We start from the raw sequence: 25,129 nt of genomic DNA on the forward strand, positions 1-25,129 counted from the left end.
AGACCGGCGGCCAGCTGCTGTTCCACCTCGTCAGTCGTCTCTACGAGCGCACGTCCATCATCGTGACGACCAACCTCGACTTCGGTGAATGGCCATCGGTCTTCGGAGACGCCAAGATGACGACAGCGCTACTTGATCGCCTTACCCACCACTGCGACATCGTCGAAACCGGCAACGAGAGCTGGCGCTTCAAGACCAGGGAGTAACCCAGGCCCCGCTGGCCCGACGCGGCTGCGCTGTGTGATGGCTACACCGCATCGGGCCAGCTACCCCTGCGCAAAATAAGGGGGTCATTTTTGGGCGCCGATAGGGGGTCAGGATTGCGTGCCGATTGACAGTGCCGGACATGGCCACGCCCGTCGACGAAGTCGTCTTTACCCTCGCAACCGAACGCAATGACCTTGTAGACATGTTCCTTAACGCGTCCCGCGTCTTCGCGAAAACGCATGCTGAAACGGTCTAACCTGAGGAGAGCAGCCTTTTTTGCAGCTTTAGACAATGCCCCAGACAGGCGGATGCGGCAAACGCGGCGGCAGGGGGGCAGACCGCACAGCCTGACCTGCAAGCGAGTTCAAACAGATCAGCTGTATTTCTCGATGAAGCCGTCGATATCCAGCGTGCGGATGTCTGGCAGGGCGGCCTGATACCTCTCGCGCGGCCAGTCCCAGACGGCGATCTTCATCAAGGCCTCGGCCTGTGCCTCGGTGAATCGGCGTTTGATGAACCGCGCAGGCACGCCGCCGACGACCGTGTAGGGTGCAACGTCGCGGGTGACCACGGCCCCTGCCCCGATCACCGCGCCCGTGCCGATGGTCACGCCCGCCATCACCGTGACACCATGCCCGATCCAGACGTCATGGCCGATGGTCACCCAATCCGCCTTGCGCCACTCGAAAAAATCGTGGTCGTCCTCGCCCAGCCCATAGGCCTCGGCGCGGTAGACCGAATGATGCTGCACCGCGCGCCATGTGGGATGGTTGCCGGGGTTGATCCGGGTTTCATTCGCGATCGAGCAGAACTTGCCGATCGTCGTCCAGACCACGTGGCAATGCTGGGTGATATAGGAATAATCGCCCATGCTCGACGATTTCATCATCGTGCCCTTGCCCACTTCGGTCCAGACACCAAGCGTGCAATCCTCCACCTGCGCCTCTGGGTGAAGTGTCGGCGCCTCGGACAGACGCGTGTGTGATCCCGCCCCGCTCATTTCGCAAGCTCCTCTTTGCCGATCAGCCGCGTGCGCACCCGCCCTGACAGCCAGTCGATGACATAGACCATCGCGATGATCATAAAGATGATCGTCCAAGCCTCGTCCCATTTATAGGCGCTGATCCGGTCGGACAGCAAAAAGCCAATGCCCCCAGCCCCGACAATCCCTAGGATCGTGCCAGAGCGGACGTTGGATTCAAAATTATAGAGCAGCACCGACAGATGCACGGGCAGCACCTGCGGCATCACCGCATAGCGGATCGTTTGCAGGCGCGACCCGCCAGAGGCAACGACCCCCTCGACCGGCTTGTTGGATGTGTTTTCCAGCGCCTCGGAAAAGAGTTTTGCAAAGGTGCCGATCTCGCTGACGGCGATGGCAAGGATCCCGGCGAGCGGCCCAAGACCAAAGGCGCGGATAAAGATCAGCGCGAGGATCAGGGTTTCGAACGCCCGGATCACGTCATAGACCCGGCGCGTGCCCTGCCGCAGCCAAAAGACGCGGTTGATATTTTTTGCGCCCAGAAAGGACAGAGGAAAGGCAAGGATCGCGCCCAGCACTGTTCCCAGAAAGGCCATAGACAAGGTCTCTCCGAGCCCTTCAAGGACCTCGGCCCAAGCCTCCCATGTGGTCCAGATATGGGGCGGAAACATAAAGCCAAGCACCCGCCCCAGACGCCCGATCCCGTCAATGATCCGCCCCGGCGCAAAGTTGAAATCATAAAGACACCAGCAGAACAGCCCGATGAACAGGGTCCAGAGGGCGATCTTGCGCGCGCGCTGTGGCAAAGGCGTGCGAAAGGCCAGCGGCACGCGCGCTTGGGCAGCGGCGATGCGCGTGTTCAAGGGGGCAGAGTTCATGGGGTTCTTTCCAGTCCGATGACGCGGTGGCGCAGCTTTTCGGATCCATAGTCGATGACAATGACCGTCACGAAGATGATGACAAACAGCGCCGAGAGGTCCGTATATTCCTGCAAGGACATCGCCTCGCGAAATTCCTGCCCCAACCCGCCCGCGCCGACATATCCGATGATCGACGAGGACCGAACGTTGATCTCAAAGCGCAGCAGGGTGTAGCTGATGATATTGGGCAAGACTTGCGGCACCGCGCCATAGCGGATCTGGTCAAACCATGTGCCACCCGCCGCCTTGACGCCCTCAAGCGGACGCATATCGATGTTTTCATTGACCTCGGAATAAAGCTTGCCCAGCGATCCCGCCGAATGCAGCCCGATGGCCAGCACGCCCGCCATTGGCCCGACGGAAAAGCAAAACACAAAGATCAGCGCCCAGACGAGATCCGGCACGGTGCGCGCGATTTCCAGAACGCGGCGGCTGAGCCAGAGAACCCACCTGTTTGGGGCAAGGTTGCGCGCGGCGGGAAAGGACAGCAGGAACCCCCCGACAACGCCGAACACGGTCGCCATAAAGGCGATCAGGACGGTCTCGACCAGCAGGTTCAGCCAGATTTTCCAGCGCCAGAACCAATCCGCCAGATCCGCGCCCAACGTCGCCCAGTTCAGGTCTGGCACGGTCTTGGCGACATATTCGCCCAAGCGCGGAATCCCCGCCGGAATGATCCAGCGCCATTCGCGCGATCCATCCGCAAGGGAAACCTGGGTGATCTTGAAAAAATCGCCCAGCCAGGACGACAGCGCAAAAAGCACGAGGAAAATAAACGACCCCACGGCCCATGTGATGCGCGCACGACGACGCAGGGCGGCATAATCCTGTTCGAACACCGCGATGGGTGGCGCATAGGCGCGCGCGTCGCTGGTCTGTGCAAGTGTCATCAAAGTCCCCGGAAAAAGGAAAACGGCGACCCGCGTTGGCGGGCCGCCGTTCAAAAAGGATTTAGCCGGTCTTGCGACGCTCTTTTTTCAGCCAGTCGCGCATATCGACGATCCACTGATAGCGCTCGTGATCAACTTCGATCCAGCCCTTCTGGGTCGAATCTGCGCCACCGGACATTGCCTTGAACGCCTCTGGGTCCTTCATCGGGATCTCCATCACGGCGGTTTTCATCGCGTCGATCAGACCCTCGGGCAGGTTCGTGCGCGCAGCCAGAGGACCAGAGGTGATTTCAGGGCTCTGCCAGATCGGGCAAATCTCGCCCTCTGCGATCATGCCCTTGGTGACCATACGCTGCGGGATGCCACTGGTTTCATTGGTCTGATAGGTGGCGGCTGCGTCGAACGTGCCGTTCACGACGGCCTGAACGCCTGCCTCGTGGCTGCCCGAAAAGGGGATCGCCTCGAAATAGGTCTTGGGGTCGACCAGCTTGGACAGGTTGAAATAGGGCACGGCGTAGCCAGAGGTTGAATCCGGATCAGCAAAGGCCAAGACCTTGCCTTCCAGCGCGGCCAGATCGGTCAAACGGCTGTCACAGCGGGTCACGATGATCGAGTAATAGCCGGTGGACCCATCGTTTTGCAGACGGCTGACCAAAGGCTTTACGCCGCCGTTGGTCTCTGTGTAGGCGGCCGCATAAGAGGACGAGCCGAAGAAGGCAAACTCGATCTGGTCGGCTGCGATGGCCTGGATCACGCCGTCATAGTTGCCGGCGGTGAAGATCTCTACATCGACCCCCAACTCACGCTCCAGATAGGCTTCAAAGGGTGTATAGCTTGCGATCCGGTCTTTTTCGTTTTCGCCCGACAGAATGCCGAACTTGACGACTTGATAGTCTTGCTTCCAGCTGTCGTCCGCAAAAGCGCCTGTGGCCGTCAGGGCGACCAGCATCGTGGTAGTCAGTAAACGCATAGGATATCTCCTCGGTTGGTTTGGCGATAGAATGTGCTGTGTCACGCCGATATCGACGTGGTGGGTTGTCCGGTGATGGTTTGGGTCGAGGTCACGGCGGCGTTGAATTCGCGCAGACCCTCGGTGCCGTAGATGTCGCGCACCACGTCGTCGGTCAGTTGCGCGGCAGTGCCGTCAAAGAACACGCGCCCCTGCCGCATCGCGATGATCCGGTCGCAATAGGCGCGTGCGGTGTCCAGCGTGTGCAGGTTCACCAGAACGGTGATGCCATGGTCCTTGTTGATGGCGCGCAGCCCGTCCATCACCAGCGTGGCGTTGGCCGGATCAAGCGAGGCGATGGGTTCATCCGCCAGCATGATCTTGGGGTTCTGCACCAGCGCTTTTGCAATGGCGACGCGCTGCTGCTGACCGCCCGACAGGGTGCCCGCCCGTTGCAGCGCTTGCGGCACCAGATCAAGACGGTCCAGCGCCTCGATCGCCATGGTGCGCTCTGCATCGCTAAAGCGCATGGTCATCGAACTGAGAAAGCCATGTTCTGCCAGCCGCCCGATCAGGACATTGGTCAACACGTCAAGACGGTCCACAAGGTTGAACTGCTGAAAGATCATCGCGCAGGACCGCCGCCAGTCGCGCAGCGCGCGCCCCTTGAGGGCTGTCACCTCGACCCCCTCAAAGGAAATCGACCCCGTCGTGGGGTCAATGAGACGGTTGATAAGCCGCAACATGGTGGACTTGCCCGCGCCAGAGCGGCCAATCACACCAACGAATTGACCCGCCTCGATCGACAGGTTGACGTCGTCAACCGCGCGGGTATCCCCGAAGTGGCGAGAGACGGAACGAAGCGTTAAGACAGAGGTCATGGCAGGTCATCCGGATGTTTCCCCGTCAGACTAGCCAGATAGCGTAACAGGGATTTAACCTGTCGGTAACACTTCCTTGACAGTTTCGCGTTGTGTCGAGGTCATCGGGTGCAAGGAAAGACAGCCGTTGGAAAAGATGACCGCGCCACCGCTCAGCGACGCCAGAACCCGGTTGCCGGAAACCAGTGCAAGATCAGCACGTTTGCCGATGTCCAGCGTGCCACGGTCGCCCAACCCCAAAGCTTTGGCCGGGTTCGCCGTCGCCAGACGCGCCGCCCCTGCCAGACCCATGGGATCGCGCGTCGCCAGATCGCGAATCGCAGGCAGGATCGTGGCCGGGTGGTAATCCGCCGCCAGAATATGCAGCAGCCCCGCCGCATGGGCATCGCGCGCCGACAGATTGCCCGAATAGCTTTGCCCGCGCATGGCGTTTGGCGCGCCCATCGCGATCATCAGCCCGCGTTTGGCACAGGCGGCGGCGGCCTCCATCGTTACGGGAAACTCGGCGATGACCACACCCAGATCGGCCATCAGATTGGCCTTGTCCTGCGTGTCGTCATCATGGCTGGCCATCGGCACGCCGTGGTCGCGGCACATCTGCGACACGGTCTGCATATTGAACAGCAACTCTTCTTGCGGGCGGCAGCGTTCGGCCAATGCGGTGGCGACCATCTGGCGGGCTTGCGTTTCAGACACCCCGTGATGGGCGGCCTTGTTCTTGATATGGATCTCAAGGTTGCGATATTGCCCCTGCCCCGGCGTGTGATCCATCAGGGACACCAGATCGACGCGGTTTTCGGCCAGCAGATCACCCAAGACCCCCACCGCATTGTCGAACGTGATGTCAAAGCGCGCGTGAATGCGATGATCTACGCGGGTGGTCTGACGCGCCGCGTGCATCTCGCGGATCACCCGGCTGGTATGCTCGAAAGAGCGCCGCTCGCCGTCGCGCACCCCGCGCGAAAAGGACACGCCCGCATAGGCCGTGGTCACGCCAGAGGACGCCAGACGCATGTCCAGATGGTTCAGCGCGACATCCATCGGGAAATCGACGCGCGCGCGCGGTTCCAGTTCGACCTCGATCATATCGCCATGCATGTCGATGAAGCCGGGAAAAATCTCTGCCCCGTTTCCAGCCACGCCGCCCGCAACCGGGCCTTCGACGATCTCGGCAATCCGCCCATCCTCGATGCGCAGAGAGCCGTGGGGCAGCACCCGGTCAGGCAGGATCAGGGTAAAGTCAGACAGCCACATCTTGGCGCTCCTCTTGCAGCGGGGCATTGGGGGTCAGGTCTATCACGCGATCAATCAGATGTTCCACATCGCCGGGATGATGAAACACGCCGATCATCGCCGTGCCTTGCGCCTTGAGATCTGCCAGACGCCGTACCAGCGCAGCGCGGGCGTTGGCATCCAGCGACGCCGTGGGTTCATCCAGCAGTAACAGCTTGTGCGGGCGGATCAGCGCGCGGGCGAGGTTCACCTTTTGCTGCTCGCCCCCCGAAAAGGTCGTGGGATACGCAGGCCAGAGGGTATCCTTGACGCCAAAGGTCTGCAACCAGTGGCGCGCAGTGTCCAGCGCCTCTGGTTCTGCCATTCCGGCGAGGCGCAGCGGTTCGGCCACCAGCGCTTCGGCACTGACGCGCGGGCGCGCCACAAGGAACTGCGTGACAAAGCCGATCTCTGTCTGGCGCAGATAGGTGATGTCGATATCCGCCGCGCGGGCCAGATCAATAGGGCCATGGGCGGATTGGAACAGAACCTGCCCCGCTTGCGGCAGATAACTGCGGTACAATGTGCGCAGCAGCGTGGATTTACCCGCGCCATTGGCCCCCTTCAGCAGCACAAATTCGCCCGCATTTACCGCAAAGGAGATATCCGAGAAGGCGGCAAAACCCTGCCCCAGATGATGCATGGTAAAGCCTTTGCTCAGGCCGCGAATATCCAGAACGGGGGTCATAGTTTTGCGTGCACCAATTGTTGCGTATAGGGATGTTGCGGGTCCTGAAAGATCTGATCTGCCAGACCCACCTCGACCACTTCGCCGCGCCGCATGACCATCACCCGGTCGGCCAGCGTGCGGATCACGCCAAGGTCGTGGCTGACGATCACCATCGTGATGTGCCGATCCCGTTGCAGGCGCTTAAGCGTGTCCAGAACCAAAGCCTGCACAGAGACATCCAGCCCCGTTGTCGGCTCGTCCAGCAGCAACAACGCCGGTTCCAAGGCGATGGCCTTGGCCAGTTGCACGCGCTGCTGCATCCCGCCCGACAGTTCAATCGGCGGCGCGTCCAGACGTTCCAGCGGAAATTCCGATGCCGCCAAAGCCTCGCGCGCCTTTTCGCGCAGCACGGCAAAGCGCCGCTCGCCCGCGACCAGCAACCGTTCGGCCACATTGCCGGAACTGGAGTGTCTCATCAAAAGCCCCAGATGCGGGTTCTGATAAACGATCCCGATCCGGGTCGCGCAGAGCATCCGACGCGCAAAGCGGTCCAGATCAAACAGGTTCCCGTCCAGATCGGGCAGGTCCAGCGTATAGCTGCCCGCGTCCGGCGTTTCCTCCAGGTTCATCATCCGCAGCAGCGTCGACTTGCCCGATCCGCTTTCGCCCACGATCCCAAGGACTTCACCGGGATAGACCGTGGCGGCCACATCGCGCAGGGCCACAACAGAGCCGTAGGATTTATTCACACCACGGATTTGCACCAGCGGCGCGGTCTTGACGATGCGGGGCGCGTCCAGCGTCAGTGTCATTGCGGCATCTCCCCGTTCTTGTACCAAGTCTCGCCCGTCTCTATGGCCTCGCCGTCGCGCGTGCGGATCGCCTTGACGCCATATTCACTGTCAGAGACCTCATAGGCCGAACTGCCGTCGCCCTGCGGGATTTCATTCATGAAAAACCCCTTTGCCCCGGAACGATAGCAGGTCAGCCCGCCGTGTTCCTCTACCCTGTAGGGCACATCGTCGAACACCAGCGGTTCAACCCGAGTATAGGGTGGCACGGCAAAGATGCGTTTCTCGCGCCCCGCCGACAGGATCGTCAGGTGCTGCGCCATATGCAGCTTGGGCACGTCCCAGCGCGGGATGGGTGAGGGCGTCATCACATGGCGGCCATTGACCATCGAGGGATAGCTGGCCCCCTGCATCACCCGGCCAGAGCGCACGATTTGTTCGTAAAGCTGCAACCACATGCGCCCGTAATCCGCATCGCCATGCATCTGGCGCGCGATAGACATGTTTGGCTGCACAGAGCGCAGCGGTTCGGGGTTGGGCACTTGCAAGACCAACACCTGATCCTCGCGCAGGATTTCCTCGGGGATGCGGTGGCGCGACTGGATCAGATCGGCCTCTAGCGTGTCCAGCGTCGCAGGCGCGCCGGACACCCGCGCCAGAAAGCGGCGGATCGAGGCGGCGTTGACACTGTCATCGGCCCCCTGATCGATCACCTTGACGCGCATCTGTGGATGGATCAGCGTCAGCGAGACTTGCAAGCCCCCCGTCCCCCAACCGCGCGCCATGGGCACCTCGCGGCTGGCGTAGGGCATCTGGCATCCCGGCACGCAGACCGCCTTGATCATCTTGCGCCGCAGCTCGCGCTTGGCCGATGCATCCAGGAAACCGTAACTCATCGGGGCCCATGGTTTTGTCAGGCTGGCTAGGGTCATTCGGCGGGTTCCTTGACGGGTTTGGCGCGCGCATCCCGCATCGCATCCAATGAGGATTGGAAGGTGACGTAATGCGGCAGCTTGAAGTGGATGCAAAAGCCCGACGCCTCGACGCCTTCGGTGTGATAGAGAAAGAACTCTTCTTCAGTGGCCGAGCCCTTGGGCGCGCCCTTGGCGTTCAGGTCAAGCGTGGCGGCGGCGATGCACTTGACCTCGTTCCAGCCAAAGGTCGCGGCAAAGCCAAGCCCCAGCGTTTCGCCCTGTTTCGACACGACCTCGGCCTGAGACACCTTTACCCGACCTGCGGAAAACGCAGTGCCACTTGGGTGTGTGACCATGACCTCTGCCTCGGCCAGACGCAGTTCATTGACCGTCGGATGCGCCTGCCCATAGCCGCGCATCGCCGCATAGCCCAAGGCCAGAACGCTGCCGGTTTCCGCACGGGCAAGGCTTTGCAGCGTATGCGCTCGCTTGGACGGGAACAACAGCGGCTCGCGGGTCACATCCGGGATCGCCTCGCCCTTGGTTGTGTCTGGCTTGGGCAGATCGACCAGATCATTGGCTGCCTGCCATGCGCTGACAGAGGGCTGAAAGGCCGGGGCGGGATTGTCCGCCGGGTCCACTTTGGGCGGATCAAAGGGCTTGCCCGCCAGCACATCCGTTTCCAGAACCCGGTGCGAATAGTCCAGCGTCGGTCCCAAAACCTGCCCGCCGGGAATATCCTTGAAGGCCGCTGAAATCCGGCGATGCGTGAACAGATCGCCTTGCTCGACGGCGGCGGCCACACCAAGGCGCGGCTGTGTCGTGCGCCATGCGCGCAGCAGCAGAACAGCCTCGTATAACTCGCCCCCCGTCTGCGCGAGGGCCAGCGCGGCAAGATCTTCGTCATAAAGCGAGGCCTCGCCCATCACCCGGTCGATCAGATAGGGCATTGCGGCGCGGATTTCGGCCACGCGAGCGGCCTCAATCGGGCCCATCGCCTCGCGGAACAGCCGTTCGGATTGTTCAATCGCGCGTTCCCCGCCACGGGTTGCAACATAGGCCATCAGAGCACCTCTATGCTGGTAGAGCGTGGCAGGCCGATGATCCGGTCGCCGTCCAGCACCAGCAGATCAAAGCCCATGGGATAGCGCAGCAGTTCGGCCCGCCTGTGCCAGAAACCGCCCGGCAGTCCACCGATTTGAACCTCGACCGCGCCGTTCACCCCCGGCCCGGTCAGGCGCAAACTGTCGCCGCTGCCAAGGCTGGCGCGCAGCACCACGGTCGCGCCGTCATCCGGGTAAAGGTCAGAGCCGACAGCGCAATGCCCCAGAAGTGACAGATCCGTCAGCCTGCCCAAAAACACGTGATCGGCCCGCGCGATATCAACCAGCCGTGCGCCGGTTTGCCCGATCAAAGGGATCAACAAAGGATCACCCGCATAGACCTGACATTCGCGGTCCAGCAGGGCCTCTATCAGCACGCCCTCGCCCGCCTCGGGCAAGGCGCGCGGCAGGCCGGGGCGGGACAGCGCCCAGAGGATCGCATCAAACGTGGCATTGGCGCGGGTTTCGGCCGCATCGGGCAGCGGGGGGCTGAGCATCAGAAAGTCTCCATATCCACACGGGTCGCCTCGATCCGGCGCAGGTTGTCGTGATCTTCGCGGGCCTGTGACGCCGCCTCTTGCGCGCAAAAGCTGTGACATTCCGCCAGCGCCACGCCTTTGGCCACGGCCAGATCCACCAGCGCCATCGCCATCGCCGCCTCCAGATCGCGTCCCCGGCGCATCCCGTATCCTTCGACCGCGCCTGCGCTGATATGCGCCTCGCTCATCAGCACTTCACCCAGATGAAAGGCCGTCCCCCCAGCCGTATCGCGCATTGGCAGCATCACCAGCCCGGTGCGGCTATGCCGAACCTCGATCTCGCCCAGATCGGCGATCAATGTCTCTGCAAAGGTCTTGAGCCGCGCGGCATCTGCCCGCGCCAAAACCGACAACATCTGTCCATGATCAATCATAAGCATCACTCACAATGGTGAATTTCACACGCGAGGCAGCCCAGATCACCTCTGACATGGAAATCGGCGTGCCATCGGGCAAAGCATCCACCGCGCGGATCACCGTCACGGACAGATCGGGGTGCTGGCGCAACATCCGCGCCTCATCCGGGCGGGCCTGCCGTGAATGCAACGTCGTCTCTAGCCGGATGTAATCGTCAATCCCGTAAGAGCGATAAGTCTGGGTGACAGAGCCAAAGACCGCGCGCCGTTCCAGAAACGCGGGAAAGCGGTCGACCCCGTGAAAGGCTGACCCAAAGGCGATGGGCACCTCATTGGCGCTGGTGATCCGGCGCGCATGGGCAACCTGCGCGCCCCTGTCCAGCCGCAGCGCCGCGCGCACGCGGTCCGGGGCAACGGTGATCTTGGCACTTAGCAAAGCGCGTGAGATATCAACATCCTTGCCGTCCAGACTGCTGCGCAACCGGGTGCGTTTGCCCAATTCGTAGTGCAGCATCTGCGGCGCGCCCACAAACGTACCGCGTCCCTGCTCAACGCTCAGCTTGCCCTGCTTGGCCAACTCGCCAATGGCCCGGCGCACGGAATGGCGGCCCATGCCAAAACGTTCGGCCAACTCCGGCTCTGTCGGGATCCTGTCGCCGGGTTGCAAATCGCCGCGCGCGATGTCGTCTGACAAGGCGTCACGGATGGATGTCCAGGTTATGCTGCTCATGGGGCCTCGAATTCATTCGGATGAATTTCGGATACGCGCCAAAGATCACCGGAGTATGACATCAGGGGCTTTGCTGTCGCCTAAGACGCGGAAAATGCTGTCCAGACAGGCAAATGATCCGATCCGATGGCGGTGTCATCCACCCAGACGCCCGCCACGCGATCCGCAAGGCCAGCCGAGACAAAGCAATGATCAATCCGCGCGGGCGTGTCGGCAAGGGTCTTGCCCTCGGCCTCGGGATGACCGGCCAGAACCCAGGCATCCAACAGACCATCGCGGTTCGTCAGACGGCCATAGCGCGGCGCGACGGGGCCGATAAGGGCGTCATATTCTGGCATTTGCGCGGTGAAATTCATGTCACCCATCAGAATCACATCGCGGGGCATCGGCGGTTCTGCCTCTTCGGTCCACCCGGCGGCAGGCTCTGGATGGCCACCGCACCACGCGCCACCCTCTGACGGCGCAGCGGCGAGGATCTGTTTGATCCGGTCCACCTGCGGCATCCGCGTGGCCACGCACAGATGGCTGAGATGGGCCGAATAGACGCGGAGCGGCCCAAGCGGGGTGCCAATCACGGCCTCTAGCATGCCCTGCTGGATCGAGTGAAACTGACGGTCGCCCCATTTCGGCAGCAGGTGATTGCGCGAAGACAGGATCGGCCAGCGCGACAGGATCATGGTGCCAAATTGCTTGCGCCGCGCGATGATCCGCGTGCCGTCGTCAAGGCTGGCATCCATGTCGAGGTTGGCACCGTAAACCCAATGATGGCGCGGCAGATGTTCGGCCAGAACTGCGGGGCTGTCGACCATGCCAGAGCGCGCCCAATAGCGATCCACCTCTTGCAGGGCGATGATGTCGGCCTCTGCGACCTCGGCGGCGATGCGCGGCAGGTTATAGCTGCCGTCCTGCCCCAGCCCGTATTGGATGTTATAAGTCACGCATTTCATTGAATGTCCTCCAGCACCTTCAGGCTGATATCGAGGTGGTCATGGTTGATGTAATCAACGCCGAGGCTGCACATATTGCGAAACACCGCCGCGTCATCGCTTTCGCTATAGGCCATCACCGCCAGCCCTGTCGCACGGGCGGCTGCGACCACGGGCGCGCAGATCTCTGGGCCCTGAAGTTCGATCAGGTCCGCGCCGTGCAGGGCACGCGCCACACCCATATTGCGGGCAATGGACAGGGTGATCATCTGGCGCAGATCGGGGGCGGCGGCGCGCATCCCGGCCCGCATCTCGGGCTTGAAGGAAAAACAAAAGGCGTGCTCCATCATCCCCGTCTCGCGCAGGATGGCCGCCGCGCTGGCAGGCGTGCACCATTTGATTTCCACATAGGCCCCCGCGCCACGGGCCTTGAGATGGTCCATATAGACGTCAAAGCGCGGGATGCGCTGGCCCTCAAACTCTGGCGCAAACCATCGACCCGCATCCAGCGCATCGACCTGCGCAGAGGTCATGTGTTCGATCAATCCGGTGCCGTCTGTGGTGCGATCGACCGTGCGGTCATGCAGGACATACAAAACGCCATCGACGCTTTCGCGCACATCCAGTTCGATCACATGCCCGCCCATCTCAAGCGCCGTGTTGGCAGCGGCAAAGGTGTTTTCCGGGGCCCAAAGGCTTGCCCCGCGATGGCAGACGAGCTGCGGCGTCATAGGGTGACCTTTGTGGTGATAAGTTCATGATCTGAAAGGTAATCCCCACAATCACAGATCGCCGGGAGGATCGCAGGGTCAGAGGCGACACACCCGCGCACAAACAGCCAGTCCAGCTTTTGCAGCGGATAGCGCACCGGCTTGCCGGGGGCGGCGCGGGTGGTGATGCCGGGCTGGTTGCTGCTGGTCCAGGTGAAGCCCGCCTTGGCGAAACCCTCAAAACTTGGCTCAATCTTTGCCGGGTCTTGCAGGGTCTCTGCGCCGCTCTTGCGCGTCTGTGCAAAGGCAGCTGTGTTCAGATCGCCCCCGATGACACAAGGCCCATTGCCATACTCTGCATCGATCAAGTCCAGCAAGCGGCGCGTCTGCACCGCGCGCCCCATCGCATCGCTTTCGCTTTCATAATGGACCGCGACAAAGGTCACGCCCTTGATCTGCACGGCCATCGCCATGCGCCCGCCAATGCGGAACTGCCCGTCGTTCTTGGGCGTGCCGATGAACCAAGCCCCAGAGTCGTCCAGCGGCAAAAGGCGCGGGGTCTCGAACGGGTAGCGCGACAGAATGGCATTGCCGTGCAACCCGTGATCATTGGGGACATCGCCAAACTGCCCGGTCTCATAGGAATCGCCCGTGCCAAGCTCGACAAACTCAACACCGAACGCATAGCCAAAGCCCATTTCCTGCGCCAAATCGCGGGTGGTGTGGTGCTGGCCGGAACGCGCCATGCCCCAATCCATTTCCGTCGCAAGCACGATATCCGCCTCGCTTTGGCGCAACAGATCGGCGCTTTCAGAGATCCGTTTGCAGCGTTCGATGTTCCATGCCGCCACCGTCACGTGTGGGGGCAGGTCAGCCATCGGAGGCTGGACGATTTCGATGCTGGTCAGACAGTCCCAGCTTGCCAAAAGGGTCGCATGTTCGCCCGCAGAGCGCGCGCCATTGGCCGCTATATCACGTTGCTCTTGGGTCGGTGGCCCCATGCGGGGCGTCGTGGCGCGGATCGGGTCACGCATAGGCAGTTTCCTTCAGGGTTGCATGGGCCTCGGGGATACGCTGGCCCTTTGCGTCGAACAGAATGGTGTCGGCATTGTCAAATGTCAGGCGCAGCAGATCGCGGGGGCGATACTTCGGCTGGGCCGTCGCCTCGATAAAGCGCAGATCGCCCAAGGGCGTGTCCACCGTCATCATCGCCTCGCGGCCCATCGGTTCAACGCTGAGGACTGTGGCGGGCATCCCGACTTCGGACACGCGCAGGGCCTCTGGGCGCAGGCCAAGGGTGTGGCAGCGGTCCGGCAGGCTTAGAACGTCGCGGTCCGGGGGGATCAGGTTGATCGGGGGCGAACCGATGAACCCCGCCACAAACAGTGTATCGGGGCGCAGGTACAGATCGGCGGCACTGCCCACCTGCTCTATCCGGCCCTTGTTCATGCACATCACGCGGTCGGCCATAGTGGTGGCCTCTAGCTGGTCGTGCGTGACAAGGATCGTGGTCACGCCCAATTCGCGGGTGATGCGGCGGATCTCGGCGCGCATGGACAGGCGCAGGGTGGCGTCGAGGTTCGACAGAGGCTCGTCCAGCAACAGAAGGTTCGGGCGTTTGATCAGGGCGCGCGCCAATGCCACGCGCTGTTGTTGACCGCCAGACAACTCCGACGGACGGCGGCCCAACAGATCGGTGATCTGGACAAGTTCCGCCATCTCATGCGCGCGGGCCTGCGCGTCATCTGTTTTCTGGAACCGCGTTGGGAACAGGATGTTTTGCAGCACCGACATATTGGGATAAAGTGCATAGGATTGAAACACGATGCCCACATTGCGCAAACGCGCCTCGACATCGTTCACGCGCGCGCCGTCGAACATTATATCGCCGGATGTGGGCAGATAGACCCCCGCCAGCATGAACAGAGTCGTCGACTTGCCGCAGCCCGAGGGGCCGAGGATCGCCAGAAACTCGCCATTTTCGATTTTGATCGACACATCGTCCACCGCGGTGGCCGTGTCCCAGTCTTTGCGCAGATTGCGCAGCTCTACCTCAGCCATCAGCCCTTGATGCCCCCCAGTTTCATTTGTGTCAGATAGCGTTGGCAGGCAAGGTACAGGACCAGCGAGGGGAGCATGTAAAACACCGACACCGCCGCTACGAGGCCATAGTCGACCCCCATCACATCCTCGGCCACATAATACAGATAGGTGGACATCACCCAATAGCTGTTCCCGGTGCGCAGGGCGGTGACAAAGACATATTCCTCCCACCCGGTGATGAACCCCAGCACGCCCACCGCGATCAGACCGGGGCGCACCTGTGGCAGCACGACCATGTGGAACGCCTGCCTGCGCGTCGCCCCGTCGGCCATGGCCGACATCTCGATGTCCCATGGTACGGCGTCAAAAAAGCCCTTCATGATGAAGATAAAGAACGGCAGGCCGATGGCGGTCAGCACAAGGATCGGCCCTGCGAGGGTGTTCAACAGGCCCACCCAGTAGATCACCAGAAAGATCGGGATGGTCAGCATCCAGGGGTGAAACACCTCGATGATCAGCAGCCCTTGCAGGAACCCATTGCGCCCGCGAAACTGAAAGCGCGAGATGTAATACCCCGCCAAAGTCGCGACGGTGACCTTCATCACGGTTGAACAAAGCGCCACCAGCAAAGAGTTGCCAAAGGCCGTCCAGACCCATGGAAACTGCCCGCCCACGGTGCCCGCGCCGCGAATATCCTCGATCAGGTTGGCGTTGATCAGAAAGCGGTAGTTGTTCAGATGCAACTCTGCCCCGACACTTAGCCAGAGGCCCAGTGCGGTCAGCCCCAGAATGCCAGCCCCCGCCAAAAGGCGGTGCGCTATGCGCGGCAAGGTCAGATGCGCCACGCCATAGGCCAGAACCGCCGGAACAAGCACAGCGCAGGCCCGCCAGAGGATCGCGGACTCGACCCCGCCTGTGCGGGCCGAAAAAGAGATCACCACCACCCAGAAAAAGGGCAGGATCACCGGCACCGACACGAGCGTCAGAAACAGGATCAGGCAGGAGTTCTTGATCAATCGGTGGCGGCGCGACTGCGCGGCCAGTTGATCCCAGTCGATCTGCGCCATCACTGCACCTCGATCCGGGGGCGCGTCAGCAGCCTTTTCATATTGGTCAGCCGGTACAGCAGCAGCGCCGACACCATGCCGATCCCGATCAGGATCAGCGTGATCGCGGCACCATAAGCGTATTGACCAGAGCCGATGCCGGGGGCCAGCGTCTTGGTATAGGCCAGCATCGACATGGTCATGGTGGACCGCGCAGGGCCCATGATCAGGAAAATATACTCAAAGCTGACCAGCAGGGACAGCGATTGAAACACGGTGATATAGCTCAGCGGCCAGCGCAGCGCGGGCAGCACGATGTGGCGCGTGATGCTAAGGCTACCTGCCCCGTCGGCGCGCGCGGCGTAGAACAGATGCTGCGGGATCGAACGGATCGAAGACGTCAGGATCAGCATCCCCAGCGAGGCCCCGATAAAACCATTGGCAAAGACGATCAGCGTCACGGGCGCGTCCAGCTTCATGTTGATCGGGTCCAGACCGAACGCCAGCAAGATCTGGTTCAACAGCCCGCGATCCGTCGGGTCCACCACCCACAGCCACAGCAGGCCATAGACCACCGACGGCGCCATGCGCGGCATCAGCCAGATCGCGCGGTACAGCCCGCCCAACCAGTCGGGCAGCGCCGTGGTCGTCAGCGCCAAAATCAGCGCAAAGGTCACGTTAAAGATCGCCAGAGTGCAAACCACATAGACCGCAGACAGGCTGAGCGCGCGATAGAACGACCCGCGCAGTTCGAACCCCAGCAGGGCCTCGGGGTTTGCCTTGACCAGCTTGCCGAATTGGTCCGTGGTGAATTCACCAACGCGCACGGTCTGGCTCATATCGGTAAAGGCCACGACCAGATCGACGATGATCGGGATCAGCAGCAGGCAGACCAGAAACAGACAGGCAGGCCCCAGAAAGAGCAGCGCATTGGTGGCTTGACGGGTGTTTGAGGGGGTCATCAGGGCAGTGGACCGGGCAGCGCGCCACCCGGTCCATCCTTTGTGCAAACTGTCCAGTACATCAGTCGAGGATGATCACATCATCGCCAAGCTCGATCTCAAGCTCTTCGATGACCATCTCTGCCGCCTCTTGCGGGCTCATCTCGCCAGTTTCGACCGCCTGAATGCCGGTATAGGTGATGGCATTGTATTGGCCGATCTTGGCGTGGTTGGGCATGAATTCTGCATATTTCAGCATCGGCGTACCTGCGATCAGGGCCCAGCCCTTTTCGATGAACTCGGGCATGGCAGTCTGACCATACATGATCGGCGTGTGGTTCGTGCCAACCGCATGGGCGGTGTTTGGCACATGCTGGGACGCCATGGCGACCAGCAGGGCGGCCAGATCCTTGTTCTCTGTGTCACCGACCACATAGACGACCGGGTGGCTGAGGTTCTTGGGTGCACCACCCTTTTTACCGGCAGGGGCATGGATCCATGTCAGCTTGTCGAAATACTCTTTTTCGTTGCTCAGGCCAAAGGAGTCCATCTGCGCGCCAACGTTCCAGATCCCGTGGAACTTGCCCATCGCATCGCCCCCGCGAAAGGCCGCATGGGTGCTGTCCCAGCTATAGGTGGTCATGTCAGCGGGCAGCGAGCCGTTGTCGACACAGTATTTCAGCCAGCCGTAATAGTCCGTCAGACCCTGTTTGGTGATCTGTAGCTTGGCCTCGTCGTCGTTGTAGATGTCGATGCCAAAGCTGGCCATGGCCATCTGGAAATCGGGGCCCACGTTCGGACGATGCACCCAGCCGATTTTCGCCGCGCCCTTGGTCACCGTGTCAGCGGCCAGATCACACCAGTCGAACATGGTGAACTCGCCCGTTTCAACCTTGCCCGGCAGAGCGTCGATATAGGCCTGATCATAGCCAGCCGCACGCAGGATGTCGTTGTTGACAAAGAACATCCGGATTTCGCTGTCCTGCGGGATGCCATAGCGTTCGCCCTTGTACATCACCGATGTCCAAAGCTCTGGGATCATATCGGCATACATCGCAGCGTTTGCGGTGATATGCTCTTCGAGATTGGCTGCAAAACCGGCCTCGACAAAGGATCCGATCCATTCATGCGCTGCAATCGCGATATCGGGCGTTTCGCCCACCGAATGGGCCTTGAGCAGATCCAGCGCGTCGGCGTCAAAGCCAGCGGCGTTGGTTTCGATCAGGTTGATCCCGACCCGCGTGTCAGACCCTGCGGCGGCAAAGACGCGGTTCAACTGCTCTGCGGCAGAGACGATATTGCCCGCCCGCAACGGGCCAGAACGGTCGGCGCGCGACCACAGATCAATGGTGACCGTCTCGGCAAAAGCCGGAGCGGTAAAGGAAAGAGCGGTGAAGGCCGTGCTGGTCATCAGCACCGCGGCGACGGCGGAAAGAGTGCGTTTCATGGAATCCCCCAAGATAAACCGGAACATGCCCCCGAGGTCGGCTGTTTGTGTAACGCTCCCATGTCATTGGGATGAATTTTTTCCCAAAGCCACACAACGCGTCGCTGGGCAGTCAGTTGCTGGGCAGTCAGTCGCTGGGCAGTCAGTCGCTGGGCTTATTTGCCCCACCCCTTGCGGCGCGAAACCGATACTGAACTCGCCCTGTCTTTTGATCCGCACACCGGCGCAAATCCACCTGCCAGACCTGCATGGATCGGGCACTCCGACATCATGCGCGTCACAAAGGTTTCACGAAACTGTAGCTTTGGCGATACGCGCTGTCGGCATTCATTCGGACGACTCAATCTGGAGGGTGCAATGAAACTCAAATCCTTACTTCTGGGCGTAAGCCTTGCCGCCATCTCTGCTTTCTCAGCAGCGGCGGAGAACTGGAAACTCGCCGTCACGGACGTTGAAGGCATGGAGCGTCTACAGCTTGAATGGGGTCCGTTCAAGGACGCTCTGGAAGCGGCCACAGGGGATACATTCGAATTCTATGCCGTAAATTCCCGCACCGCCGCTGCCGAAGCGCTGCGCGGCAAAACGGTGGATTTCGTCGTCTCTGGCCCGGCGGAATATGTGGTGATCAACAAACTGACCAACGCCACACCGCTGATCGGTCTGGGTCGGCCCGACTATCACTGCGCCATCATCGTGCGTGCCGACAGCGGCATCAACGTGCCCGGCGATCTCAAGGGTAAGAAGGTCGCGTTTGGCGACATCGGGTCCACTTCGAATATGCTGTGCCCGATGCAGGTTCTGGCCGATCACGGCGTCGACCCGGTCAACGATATCGAGAAGACGCATACCTCGCGCAATATCGCACATGAGGCGCTGAAGAACGGCGATGTGGATGCACTGGGCTCGAACGCCGGATCCTGGCTTAGTGTGCGCAACAAGGAAACCGATCTGCCCTACGGCTTTTTCAAGATGATCGCACGCTCGGGCGACCTGCCCAATGACATGATCATGGTCGGCGCCCATGTTCCGACCGAGGCCGCAGAAATGGTCAGAGACGCAATCCTTGCAAACAAGGCGCAGATCATCGCCGGTATCACCGCCCATGAAGAGAACGACAAATATATCGGCATGGACCTCGTCGCGATCGAGGACAGCGCCTACGACTATGTCCGTTCGATGTATTCGAACGCGGGCTACCCTCAGTTCGATACGTTCATCGGTGAGTGATCTGATCGTGACAGATCGCGCGGCGCAAGCCGCGCCGCCAAGGCAGGCCGGGGCAAATTTTGCCCCGGTTTCGCCTATTGATATCGAGGCGCGTGACTTGGCCAAACGCTTTGGCGAGAAGCCTGTATTTGCCGATGTCAGCTTTCGTCTGGCGCGCGGCGAGGCGGTGGCTTTGGTCGGGGCCAACGGCACGGGCAAGTCGACGTTGCTGCGCTGTCTGATGGGGCTGATCCCTGCCTCAAGCGGCAGCGTGCACTTGTTGGGACAGCAGACCAACGCGGCCACGGGACGTCAATTGCGCGCGCTCCGGGCGCAGGTCGGTCTGGTCTCTCAGAAACACAATCTGGTGCCGCGTCTGTCGGTCCTGTCCAACGTGGTGCATGGGCTTTTGGGCAAGCATCCGGGTCTGCGCCACTGGAGCCATTCGCTGGCCCCGCACGCCTCACGCGTCGCTGCCATGTCTGCCCTCGAACGGGTCGGCCTTGCGGATTTTGCCAATAGGCGCGCGGATCGACTATCGGGCGGGCAGTCACAGCGCGTGGCCATCGCGCGCGCAATCGTGGGCACGCCATCGGTTCTGTTTGCAGATGAGCCCTGCGCCTCTCTCGACCCAAGCGCGGGCGAAGACGTTATGGAGTTGTTTTTCCGCCTTGTGCGCGACGAAGGCGTCTCTGTGGTCTTTACCTCGCACAACATCGAACATGCGCTGAGATACGGCGACCGGGTGCTGGGCCTTGCGCAGGGGCGCTTGCGGCTTGATGCAACGGCGGTGTCACTCAGCGCTGCTGATCTCAGAGGTCTTTATGACTGATATCGCCCCCACCCGGTTTTCACTGGCCCGCTTTGAGCGACCCTCAGCCATCGCCTTTCTGGGCTATGTCTTTGGCCTTGTCATTATCTTCTGGTGTCTGGCAGGGGCCGGGTTTTCTTTGGAAAAAGTGGCAAGCTCTCCGCCCCGCTTTGCCGATTTTGCCACCCGCGCCTTTCCCCCAAATCTGGAGCCGCAAGTCTTGGCCCGGCTTGGCTGGAAAATGGTCGAGACCTTGCAGATTGCCGTCGCAGGTGCTGTCATTGGCGTGATCCTGTCGGTGCCGGTGGCGCTGCTGGCGGCGCGCGGACTGATCGCCGGACCTTGGGTCAATCACACGGTGCGCACCATTCTTGGCTTTATCCGGGCGGTGCCCGATATCGCATGGGCGCTTGTGTTTGTGGTGGCTGTGGGGCTTGGCCCCTTTGCCGGGATGCTTGCCATCGCGATCGACACCGTTGGCTTTTGCGGACGGTTCTTTGCCGACGATATGGAAGCCACTGACAAAGGCCCGGCCGAAAGCCTAACCGCCACAGGCGCGCGCAAGATCGATGTGGTGGCCTGTGCCACGATCCCCGGCGCGATGCCCGCTTTTGTCTCGACATCGCTTTATGCGCTGGAAAAGGCGGTACGATCTTCGACCATCCTTGGCCTTGTGGGCGCGGGTGGTATTGGCATTGAACTGAAGGTCGGTTTTGATCTGTTCGACTATCCCACCGCGATGACCGTGATCCTGATGATTGCCGTCGTCGTGATCGCCATCGAAGCCGTCAGCGGATGGGCCCGCACCAGAATTATCGGAGAACAGCGTTGAAGACAGATACAGCGGACCAGCATTGGAATGACCAATGGGCCGGGATCGAAGCGGGCAGCAAGTGGCTGACACCCGAGGCGGACGTAAAATCCTGGGCGGCAGCCTTTGCGCCGGGATCGCGGATCCTCGATCTGGGTGCGGGTGTGGGGCGTCATGCCCTCTGGCTTGCGGCACAGGGCTTTGCCGTGACCGCACTGGATGCCGCCCCCGAGGGTTTGGCCGAGATCGACAAAGCGGGCGGCGTTGACACCATTCTGGCACGTATGGACAAGCTGCCCTTTGAGGACCACAGCTTTGACCATGTGCTCGGTTGGAACGTGATCTATCACGGTGATGAAGACATCCTTTTGCGCACGATTGCCGAGATCCGGCGGGTCTTGAAACCGGGCGGCAGCTATTTGGGCACCATGCTGTCCAAGCGCCGCCTGCCCCATGAACGGGCAACATATCCGGGTCGGGAAATCAGTCGCAACGCCTGGGTCTTTGACGCGCCGGGCACCGATAAGGTCCACCCACATTATTTCTGCTCTGCGGAAGAGCTTTTGGCGCTGTTTTCAGGGTTTGAATGTGCAAGGCTACAAGACCGCGAACACGAAAAACCCGGCTCATGGCATTGGCATCTGACACTGGAAAAGCTTTGATGTTCACCTTTGAAGGCGCGCGGGTCTACCTGCCCGGCGAAATCGCCGAAACAACTGTAACCGTCGCCAACGGACAGATCGCCGAGATCGGCGGGCCTGTGCAGGGGGAAGTGATTGACGCGCACGGTCTGATCCTTGCCCCTGCCCTGATCGACGTGCATGGCGATGCGTTCGAGCGGCAGTTGATGCCACGCCCCGGCGTGTTCTTTCCGACGCAAACGGCAGTGATTGACACCGACCGCCAACTCGCGGCCAACGGCATCGCGACCGCCTATCACGCCATCACATTGGGATGGGAGCCGGGCCTGCGCGATGTGGCGCGCGCGCGCGATCTGATGCAGGCGATGCGCGATCTGGCCCCCCGTCTGACCGTGGAAAACCGGGTACAACTGCGGTGGGAGACCTTTGCCTTCGAGGCGTTGGACGTGATCACATGGGCGCTTGACGGGCCGCTTCTGCCCTCCGTTGCCTTCAACGATCACACCTCTATGACGATGCGGGCCTATGACGTGGCCATTCAGGACCGGGCGTTCGAACTATCGCCCGATTTCTCGATTGCCGCCCTTGATGACGACCGCATGAAGAAACGCACCGCCTCGAAGGCGCAGCGCGCGGGGCTTGGCGAAGCGGACTATATCGCGCTTTTGGGCAAGATATGGGACCGGCGCGACGCGGTGCCCGATGCGATCAAACAGGTGGCTGACATGGCCCGGCGCGCCGGGGCGCCCATGCTGAGCCATGACGACACGCGCGCCGAGACTCGCGCATGGTTCCGCGATCTGGGGGCCCGTGTCGCAGAGTTCCCGATGGTGATGGAGGCGGCACAAGCCGCCCGCGCAGGCGGCGATCCGATCATCTTTGGCGCGCCGAATGCCGCGCGTGGTGGCAGCCATATCGGCTCGCTTGGGGCGGGCGACATGGTCGAGGCGGGCCTGTGCGACGCACTTGCCTCGGATTACTTCTATCCGGCCATGCTGGCCGCTATCGCCAAACTGGACCACGAGCAGCGCGCGGATCGGCTTGCGCTGTGGTCGCTGGTCTCAACCGGGCCTGCGCGTGCGATGCAACTGGACGACAGGGGCACGATCGCGGCGGGCAAGCGCGCCGACCTTGTTCTTGTCGATTGGCCCGAAGGCTCTGTTCCGGCCATTCAGGGAACATGGGTTGCGGGGCGCTGTGCCTATCGTGGGTTGCCTGCGGGATGATGCACAGAGCCTTGAGTACAAACCTGCGCCACGGCCCCATGGCGCGGGACTGCCGCCCTTGAACCGAGATTATCTGCCGGCCGTCGGGCTGGGGATCACTCAGGTCATGGGCTATGGCACTTTGATGTATGCCTATGCCGTGCTACTGCCGGAAATGGCAAAAGACCTTGGGCTGTCCCTGTCGGAGGTCTTTGGCATCCTGTCGCTGGGCCTGTTCTTTGGCGGCATGGTCTCGCCCGTTGCGGGCAGGCTGGTGGACCGTTTTGGCGGACGCTGGGTCATGACCGCAGGCTCTGTGGTGGCTGGTCTTGCCTTGATGGCCATGGGATTGGTCGAAGGGCCGGTCAGCCTGTTTTTCGCGATCCTGCTGGCCGAAGGCGCGGGCATGTTCGTGCTTTATAACGTGGCTTTTGCCAGCGTGGCGCGGCTGGATCTCGGCCTGCCGCCGCAACGCTCGATCTCGGTCATCACGCTGTTTGGCGGGGTGGCCTCGACCATTTTCTGGCCGCTGACCCTTACCCTGTTCAATCGCTTTGGCTGGGAGGTCACATGGGTCATCGTTGGGCTCAGCGCGCTGCTGATCAGCACACCGATCCACTTCGCGGTGCTGCGCGGCCCCGAACGCCACCCCGGCTCCGCCAAACAAGCAAACGCGCCCCATTGGCCCGAACTGACGGGGCCTGCCCGCAAGCGCGGGATGCTGTGGATGGTGGTTTCCTTCATCTTCTCGGGCTACCTGACGGGGGCTGTGATGACGCTTTGGGTGACCAATGTTCAGGATCTGGGTCACACGGCGGCGATGGCCGCCCTTGCAGGCGCGGTGATTGGCCCCTTCAAGACGGTGGGCCGGTTCTTTGAGATGCTGGTCAGCCGCAACATGTATCCGCTGGTGACCTATGCGCTGAGTATGGTGTTGATGCTGGCGGGCTTTGTCGTCTTGCTGTCCCTCGGTTTTACGCTGCCGGGTGTCATTCTGGCCGCCGCCCTGTACGGCATGGGGGATGGGATCAAGACCATTGCCCAAGGCACCCTGCCCCTCGCGCTGTTTGGCGCAAAAGGCTATGGCGCGCGGCTGGGCTGGATTTCTTTCGTCCAGATGGGGGTCAACGCCTCGGCGCCCTTTGCCTTTGCCTTGGCCACGCAGACCTTTGGCGGCTGGTGGTCCTTTGCTGTCATGGCATTGTGCCTTTGTTGTGCGATTGCCACTTATATGTTCATTCCCGACCCAAGGAACCCAGCACATGACCCCGCTTAAGATCGGTGCCTGCCTGAAAACCTCTGAGATCGCGCACCATCGCGATTGGCTGTTCGATGCGGCCCGCGATATCGAGGTGCAGGACTTCATGACCGACGCAGCTCTGAGCACAGAGTTCGAGGACAGGATCGCTGCAGCCAAAGCGGGCCTTGAGGGACACACCGGACGGCTTGGCATTCACGGCCCCTATGAAGGGCTGGATATCGACAATAAGGATGCCGAACTGCGCCCGATCATCACCGCGCGGTTCCTCAAGGCGCTTGAGGCGGCGGACCGGATCGGCGCACGCCAGATGGTGCTGCATTCCCCCTACACAGCCTGGTATCAAAACAATATCTTCAGCTTTCCCAACTATGCCAAAACAAAGCGCGCCCGTATTCATGAGGTCCTCGACCCGGTGGTGCGCAAGGCCGAAGGATTGGGTGTGACGCTGGTGATCGAGAACATTCAGGACGCGCGGCCGGAAACCCGCCGCGCCATGGTGGATGGTTTTGGCTCTGACGCTATCGCGCTGTCCATCGACACAGGCTTTGTTGCGCAAAGGCTGGTTGAGGGATTCATCTCGTGAATCCAGCGTGGTAGCTGTCCTGCATGAGCAGACCGATCCCGCCGAGCTACAAGACCAAGAACTGGCCGGCCTACAACGAAGCGCTGAAGCAGCGCGGCTCCCTGACGATCTGGTTCGACCCGGACATGGTCTGGGTGCCACCGCCGACCGGCAAGCGAGGCCGGCAGCCGCTCTATAGCGACGCCGCGATCCAGGCATGCCTGACGATGAAAGTCCTTTTCGGCATGGCGCTCCGGCAGACGACCGGGTTCGTTGAAAGCCTACTGAGCCTGGTCGGCCTCGACTGGGCGGTGC

General features: G+C 61.4%; 28 protein-coding genes and 1 pseudogene. 9 read left to right on the forward strand and 20 right to left on the reverse strand.

The window, feature by feature from the left end; translation table 11 throughout:
* A pseudogene (gene istB, locus CHB90_RS21690) lies at positions 1-206 on the forward strand (IS21-like element ISPkr1 family helper ATPase IstB); the annotation flags it as partial.
* Between the two features lie 374 nt (positions 207-580).
* Here the strand turns inward: istB and CHB90_RS21695 are convergent.
* From CHB90_RS21695 to CHB90_RS21790, 20 genes are all read right to left on the reverse strand, one after another.
* Complete coding sequence (locus CHB90_RS21695) at positions 581-1,207, reverse strand: DapH/DapD/GlmU-related protein (protein ID WP_089279899.1); 627 nt, start codon at positions 1,205-1,207, stop codon at positions 581-583.
* On the reverse strand, positions 1,204-2,067 hold the full coding sequence (phnE, locus tag CHB90_RS21700) for a phosphonate ABC transporter, permease protein PhnE (protein ID WP_089279900.1): 864 nt from the start codon (positions 2,065-2,067) through the stop codon (positions 1,204-1,206). The genes CHB90_RS21695 and phnE (CHB90_RS21700) overlap by 4 nt, the downstream gene beginning before the upstream one ends.
* Complete coding sequence (gene phnE, locus CHB90_RS21705; RefSeq protein ID WP_089279924.1) at positions 2,064-2,999, reverse strand: phosphonate ABC transporter, permease protein PhnE; 936 nt, start codon at positions 2,997-2,999, stop codon at positions 2,064-2,066. The genes phnE (CHB90_RS21700) and phnE (CHB90_RS21705) overlap by 4 nt, the downstream gene beginning before the upstream one ends.
* Positions 3,000-3,060: 61 nt before the next feature.
* Positions 3,061-3,969, reverse strand: coding sequence for a phosphonate ABC transporter substrate-binding protein (gene phnD / locus CHB90_RS21710; RefSeq protein WP_089279901.1), 909 nt, complete (start codon positions 3,967-3,969; stop codon positions 3,061-3,063).
* Between the two features lie 41 nt (positions 3,970-4,010).
* Positions 4,011-4,829 carry a phosphonate ABC transporter ATP-binding protein gene (gene phnC / locus CHB90_RS21715; protein ID WP_089279902.1) on the reverse strand — a complete coding sequence of 273 codons (819 nt, stop codon included), beginning with the start codon at positions 4,827-4,829 and terminating at the stop codon, positions 4,011-4,013.
* 54 nt (positions 4,830-4,883) lie between these two features.
* Positions 4,884-6,083, reverse strand: a complete 1,200-nt coding sequence (locus CHB90_RS21720; protein ID WP_089279903.1) for an alpha-D-ribose 1-methylphosphonate 5-triphosphate diphosphatase — start codon at positions 6,081-6,083, stop codon at positions 4,884-4,886.
* Entirely contained in the window at positions 6,070-6,789 is a 720-nt protein-coding gene (locus CHB90_RS21725; RefSeq protein ID WP_089279904.1) for a phosphonate C-P lyase system protein PhnL, read from the reverse strand. Before CHB90_RS21725 ends, CHB90_RS21720 begins: the two co-directional genes overlap by 14 nt.
* Positions 6,786-7,583 carry an ATP-binding cassette domain-containing protein gene (locus tag CHB90_RS21730; RefSeq protein ID WP_089279905.1) on the reverse strand — a complete coding sequence of 266 codons (798 nt, stop codon included), beginning with the start codon at positions 7,581-7,583 and terminating at the stop codon, positions 6,786-6,788. The genes CHB90_RS21725 and CHB90_RS21730 overlap by 4 nt, the downstream gene beginning before the upstream one ends.
* Entirely contained in the window at positions 7,580-8,494 is a 915-nt protein-coding gene (locus CHB90_RS21735) for an alpha-D-ribose 1-methylphosphonate 5-phosphate C-P-lyase PhnJ (RefSeq protein WP_089279906.1), read from the reverse strand. Before CHB90_RS21735 ends, CHB90_RS21730 begins: the two co-directional genes overlap by 4 nt.
* Complete coding sequence (locus tag CHB90_RS21740) at positions 8,491-9,540, reverse strand: carbon-phosphorus lyase complex subunit PhnI (RefSeq protein ID WP_089279907.1); 1,050 nt, start codon at positions 9,538-9,540, stop codon at positions 8,491-8,493. Before CHB90_RS21740 ends, CHB90_RS21735 begins: the two co-directional genes overlap by 4 nt.
* A complete protein-coding gene (gene phnH / locus CHB90_RS21745; RefSeq protein WP_089279908.1) occupies positions 9,540-10,076 on the reverse strand; it encodes a phosphonate C-P lyase system protein PhnH in 537 nt (178 codons plus the stop codon). Before phnH ends, CHB90_RS21740 begins: the two co-directional genes overlap by 1 nt.
* Positions 10,076-10,492, reverse strand: a complete 417-nt coding sequence (locus CHB90_RS21750) for a phosphonate C-P lyase system protein PhnG (protein ID WP_089279909.1) — start codon at positions 10,490-10,492, stop codon at positions 10,076-10,078. Before CHB90_RS21750 ends, phnH begins: the two co-directional genes overlap by 1 nt.
* A complete protein-coding gene (gene phnF / locus CHB90_RS21755) occupies positions 10,485-11,204 on the reverse strand; it encodes a phosphonate metabolism transcriptional regulator PhnF (protein WP_089279910.1) in 720 nt (239 codons plus the stop codon). The genes CHB90_RS21750 and phnF overlap by 8 nt, the downstream gene beginning before the upstream one ends.
* An 80-nt stretch (positions 11,205-11,284) precedes the next feature.
* A complete protein-coding gene (locus CHB90_RS21760; RefSeq protein ID WP_089279911.1) occupies positions 11,285-12,151 on the reverse strand; it encodes an endonuclease/exonuclease/phosphatase family protein in 867 nt (288 codons plus the stop codon).
* A complete protein-coding gene (locus tag CHB90_RS21765; protein WP_089279912.1) occupies positions 12,148-12,861 on the reverse strand; it encodes a glycerophosphodiester phosphodiesterase in 714 nt (237 codons plus the stop codon). The genes CHB90_RS21760 and CHB90_RS21765 overlap by 4 nt, the downstream gene beginning before the upstream one ends.
* Positions 12,858-13,874, reverse strand: coding sequence for an endonuclease/exonuclease/phosphatase family protein (locus tag CHB90_RS21770; protein WP_089279913.1), 1,017 nt, complete (start codon positions 13,872-13,874; stop codon positions 12,858-12,860). Before CHB90_RS21770 ends, CHB90_RS21765 begins: the two co-directional genes overlap by 4 nt.
* Complete coding sequence (locus CHB90_RS21775) at positions 13,867-14,901, reverse strand: ABC transporter ATP-binding protein (RefSeq protein ID WP_089279914.1); 1,035 nt, start codon at positions 14,899-14,901, stop codon at positions 13,867-13,869. The genes CHB90_RS21770 and CHB90_RS21775 overlap by 8 nt, the downstream gene beginning before the upstream one ends.
* Entirely contained in the window at positions 14,901-15,950 is a 1,050-nt protein-coding gene (locus CHB90_RS21780) for a carbohydrate ABC transporter permease (RefSeq protein WP_089279915.1), read from the reverse strand. The genes CHB90_RS21775 and CHB90_RS21780 overlap by 1 nt, the downstream gene beginning before the upstream one ends.
* Complete coding sequence (locus CHB90_RS21785; RefSeq protein WP_089279916.1) at positions 15,950-16,891, reverse strand: carbohydrate ABC transporter permease; 942 nt, start codon at positions 16,889-16,891, stop codon at positions 15,950-15,952. The genes CHB90_RS21780 and CHB90_RS21785 overlap by 1 nt, the downstream gene beginning before the upstream one ends.
* A 61-nt stretch (positions 16,892-16,952) precedes the next feature.
* Positions 16,953-18,317 (reverse strand): ABC transporter substrate-binding protein, encoded by a 1,365-nt coding sequence (locus CHB90_RS21790; RefSeq protein WP_170941152.1) that lies wholly within the window; start codon positions 18,315-18,317, stop codon positions 16,953-16,955.
* A 357-nt stretch (positions 18,318-18,674) separates the two neighbouring features.
* Here CHB90_RS21790 and CHB90_RS21795 point away from each other — a divergent pair, with 357 nt between their 5' ends.
* The 8 genes from CHB90_RS21795 to CHB90_RS21830 form a co-directional block, all read left to right on the forward strand.
* On the forward strand, positions 18,675-19,544 hold the full coding sequence (locus tag CHB90_RS21795; RefSeq protein WP_089279918.1) for a phosphate/phosphite/phosphonate ABC transporter substrate-binding protein: 870 nt from the start codon (positions 18,675-18,677) through the stop codon (positions 19,542-19,544).
* The gene (locus CHB90_RS21800; RefSeq protein ID WP_212591632.1) at positions 19,537-20,355 is read left to right on the forward strand and encodes a phosphonate ABC transporter ATP-binding protein; all 819 of its coding nucleotides are present in this window, start codon (positions 19,537-19,539) and stop codon (positions 20,353-20,355) included. The genes CHB90_RS21795 and CHB90_RS21800 overlap by 8 nt, the downstream gene beginning before the upstream one ends.
* A complete protein-coding gene (gene phnE / locus CHB90_RS21805) occupies positions 20,348-21,166 on the forward strand; it encodes a phosphonate ABC transporter, permease protein PhnE (protein WP_089279920.1) in 819 nt (272 codons plus the stop codon). The genes CHB90_RS21800 and phnE (CHB90_RS21805) overlap by 8 nt, the downstream gene beginning before the upstream one ends.
* Positions 21,163-21,807 (forward strand): class I SAM-dependent methyltransferase, encoded by a 645-nt coding sequence (locus CHB90_RS21810; RefSeq protein ID WP_089279921.1) that lies wholly within the window; start codon positions 21,163-21,165, stop codon positions 21,805-21,807. Before phnE (CHB90_RS21805) ends, CHB90_RS21810 begins: the two co-directional genes overlap by 4 nt.
* Positions 21,807-23,012: an alpha-D-ribose 1-methylphosphonate 5-triphosphate diphosphatase gene (locus CHB90_RS21815; protein ID WP_089279922.1), complete on the forward strand. Its 1,206-nt coding sequence runs from the start codon at positions 21,807-21,809 to the stop codon at positions 23,010-23,012. Before CHB90_RS21810 ends, CHB90_RS21815 begins: the two co-directional genes overlap by 1 nt.
* Positions 23,013-23,070: 58 nt before the next feature.
* A complete protein-coding gene (locus CHB90_RS21820) occupies positions 23,071-24,267 on the forward strand; it encodes an MFS transporter (protein ID WP_089279923.1) in 1,197 nt (398 codons plus the stop codon).
* A complete protein-coding gene (locus CHB90_RS21825; RefSeq protein WP_245823334.1) occupies positions 24,254-24,835 on the forward strand; it encodes a TIM barrel protein in 582 nt (193 codons plus the stop codon). Before CHB90_RS21820 ends, CHB90_RS21825 begins: the two co-directional genes overlap by 14 nt.
* 23 nt (positions 24,836-24,858) lie before the next feature.
* The coding region (locus tag CHB90_RS21830) for a transposase (RefSeq protein ID WP_170941086.1) at positions 24,859-25,129 on the forward strand (271 nt) is incomplete at its 3' end.

Source organism: Antarctobacter heliothermus, from assembly GCF_900188425.1.
Classification (GTDB): Bacteria; Pseudomonadota; Alphaproteobacteria; order Rhodobacterales; family Rhodobacteraceae; genus Antarctobacter; species Antarctobacter heliothermus.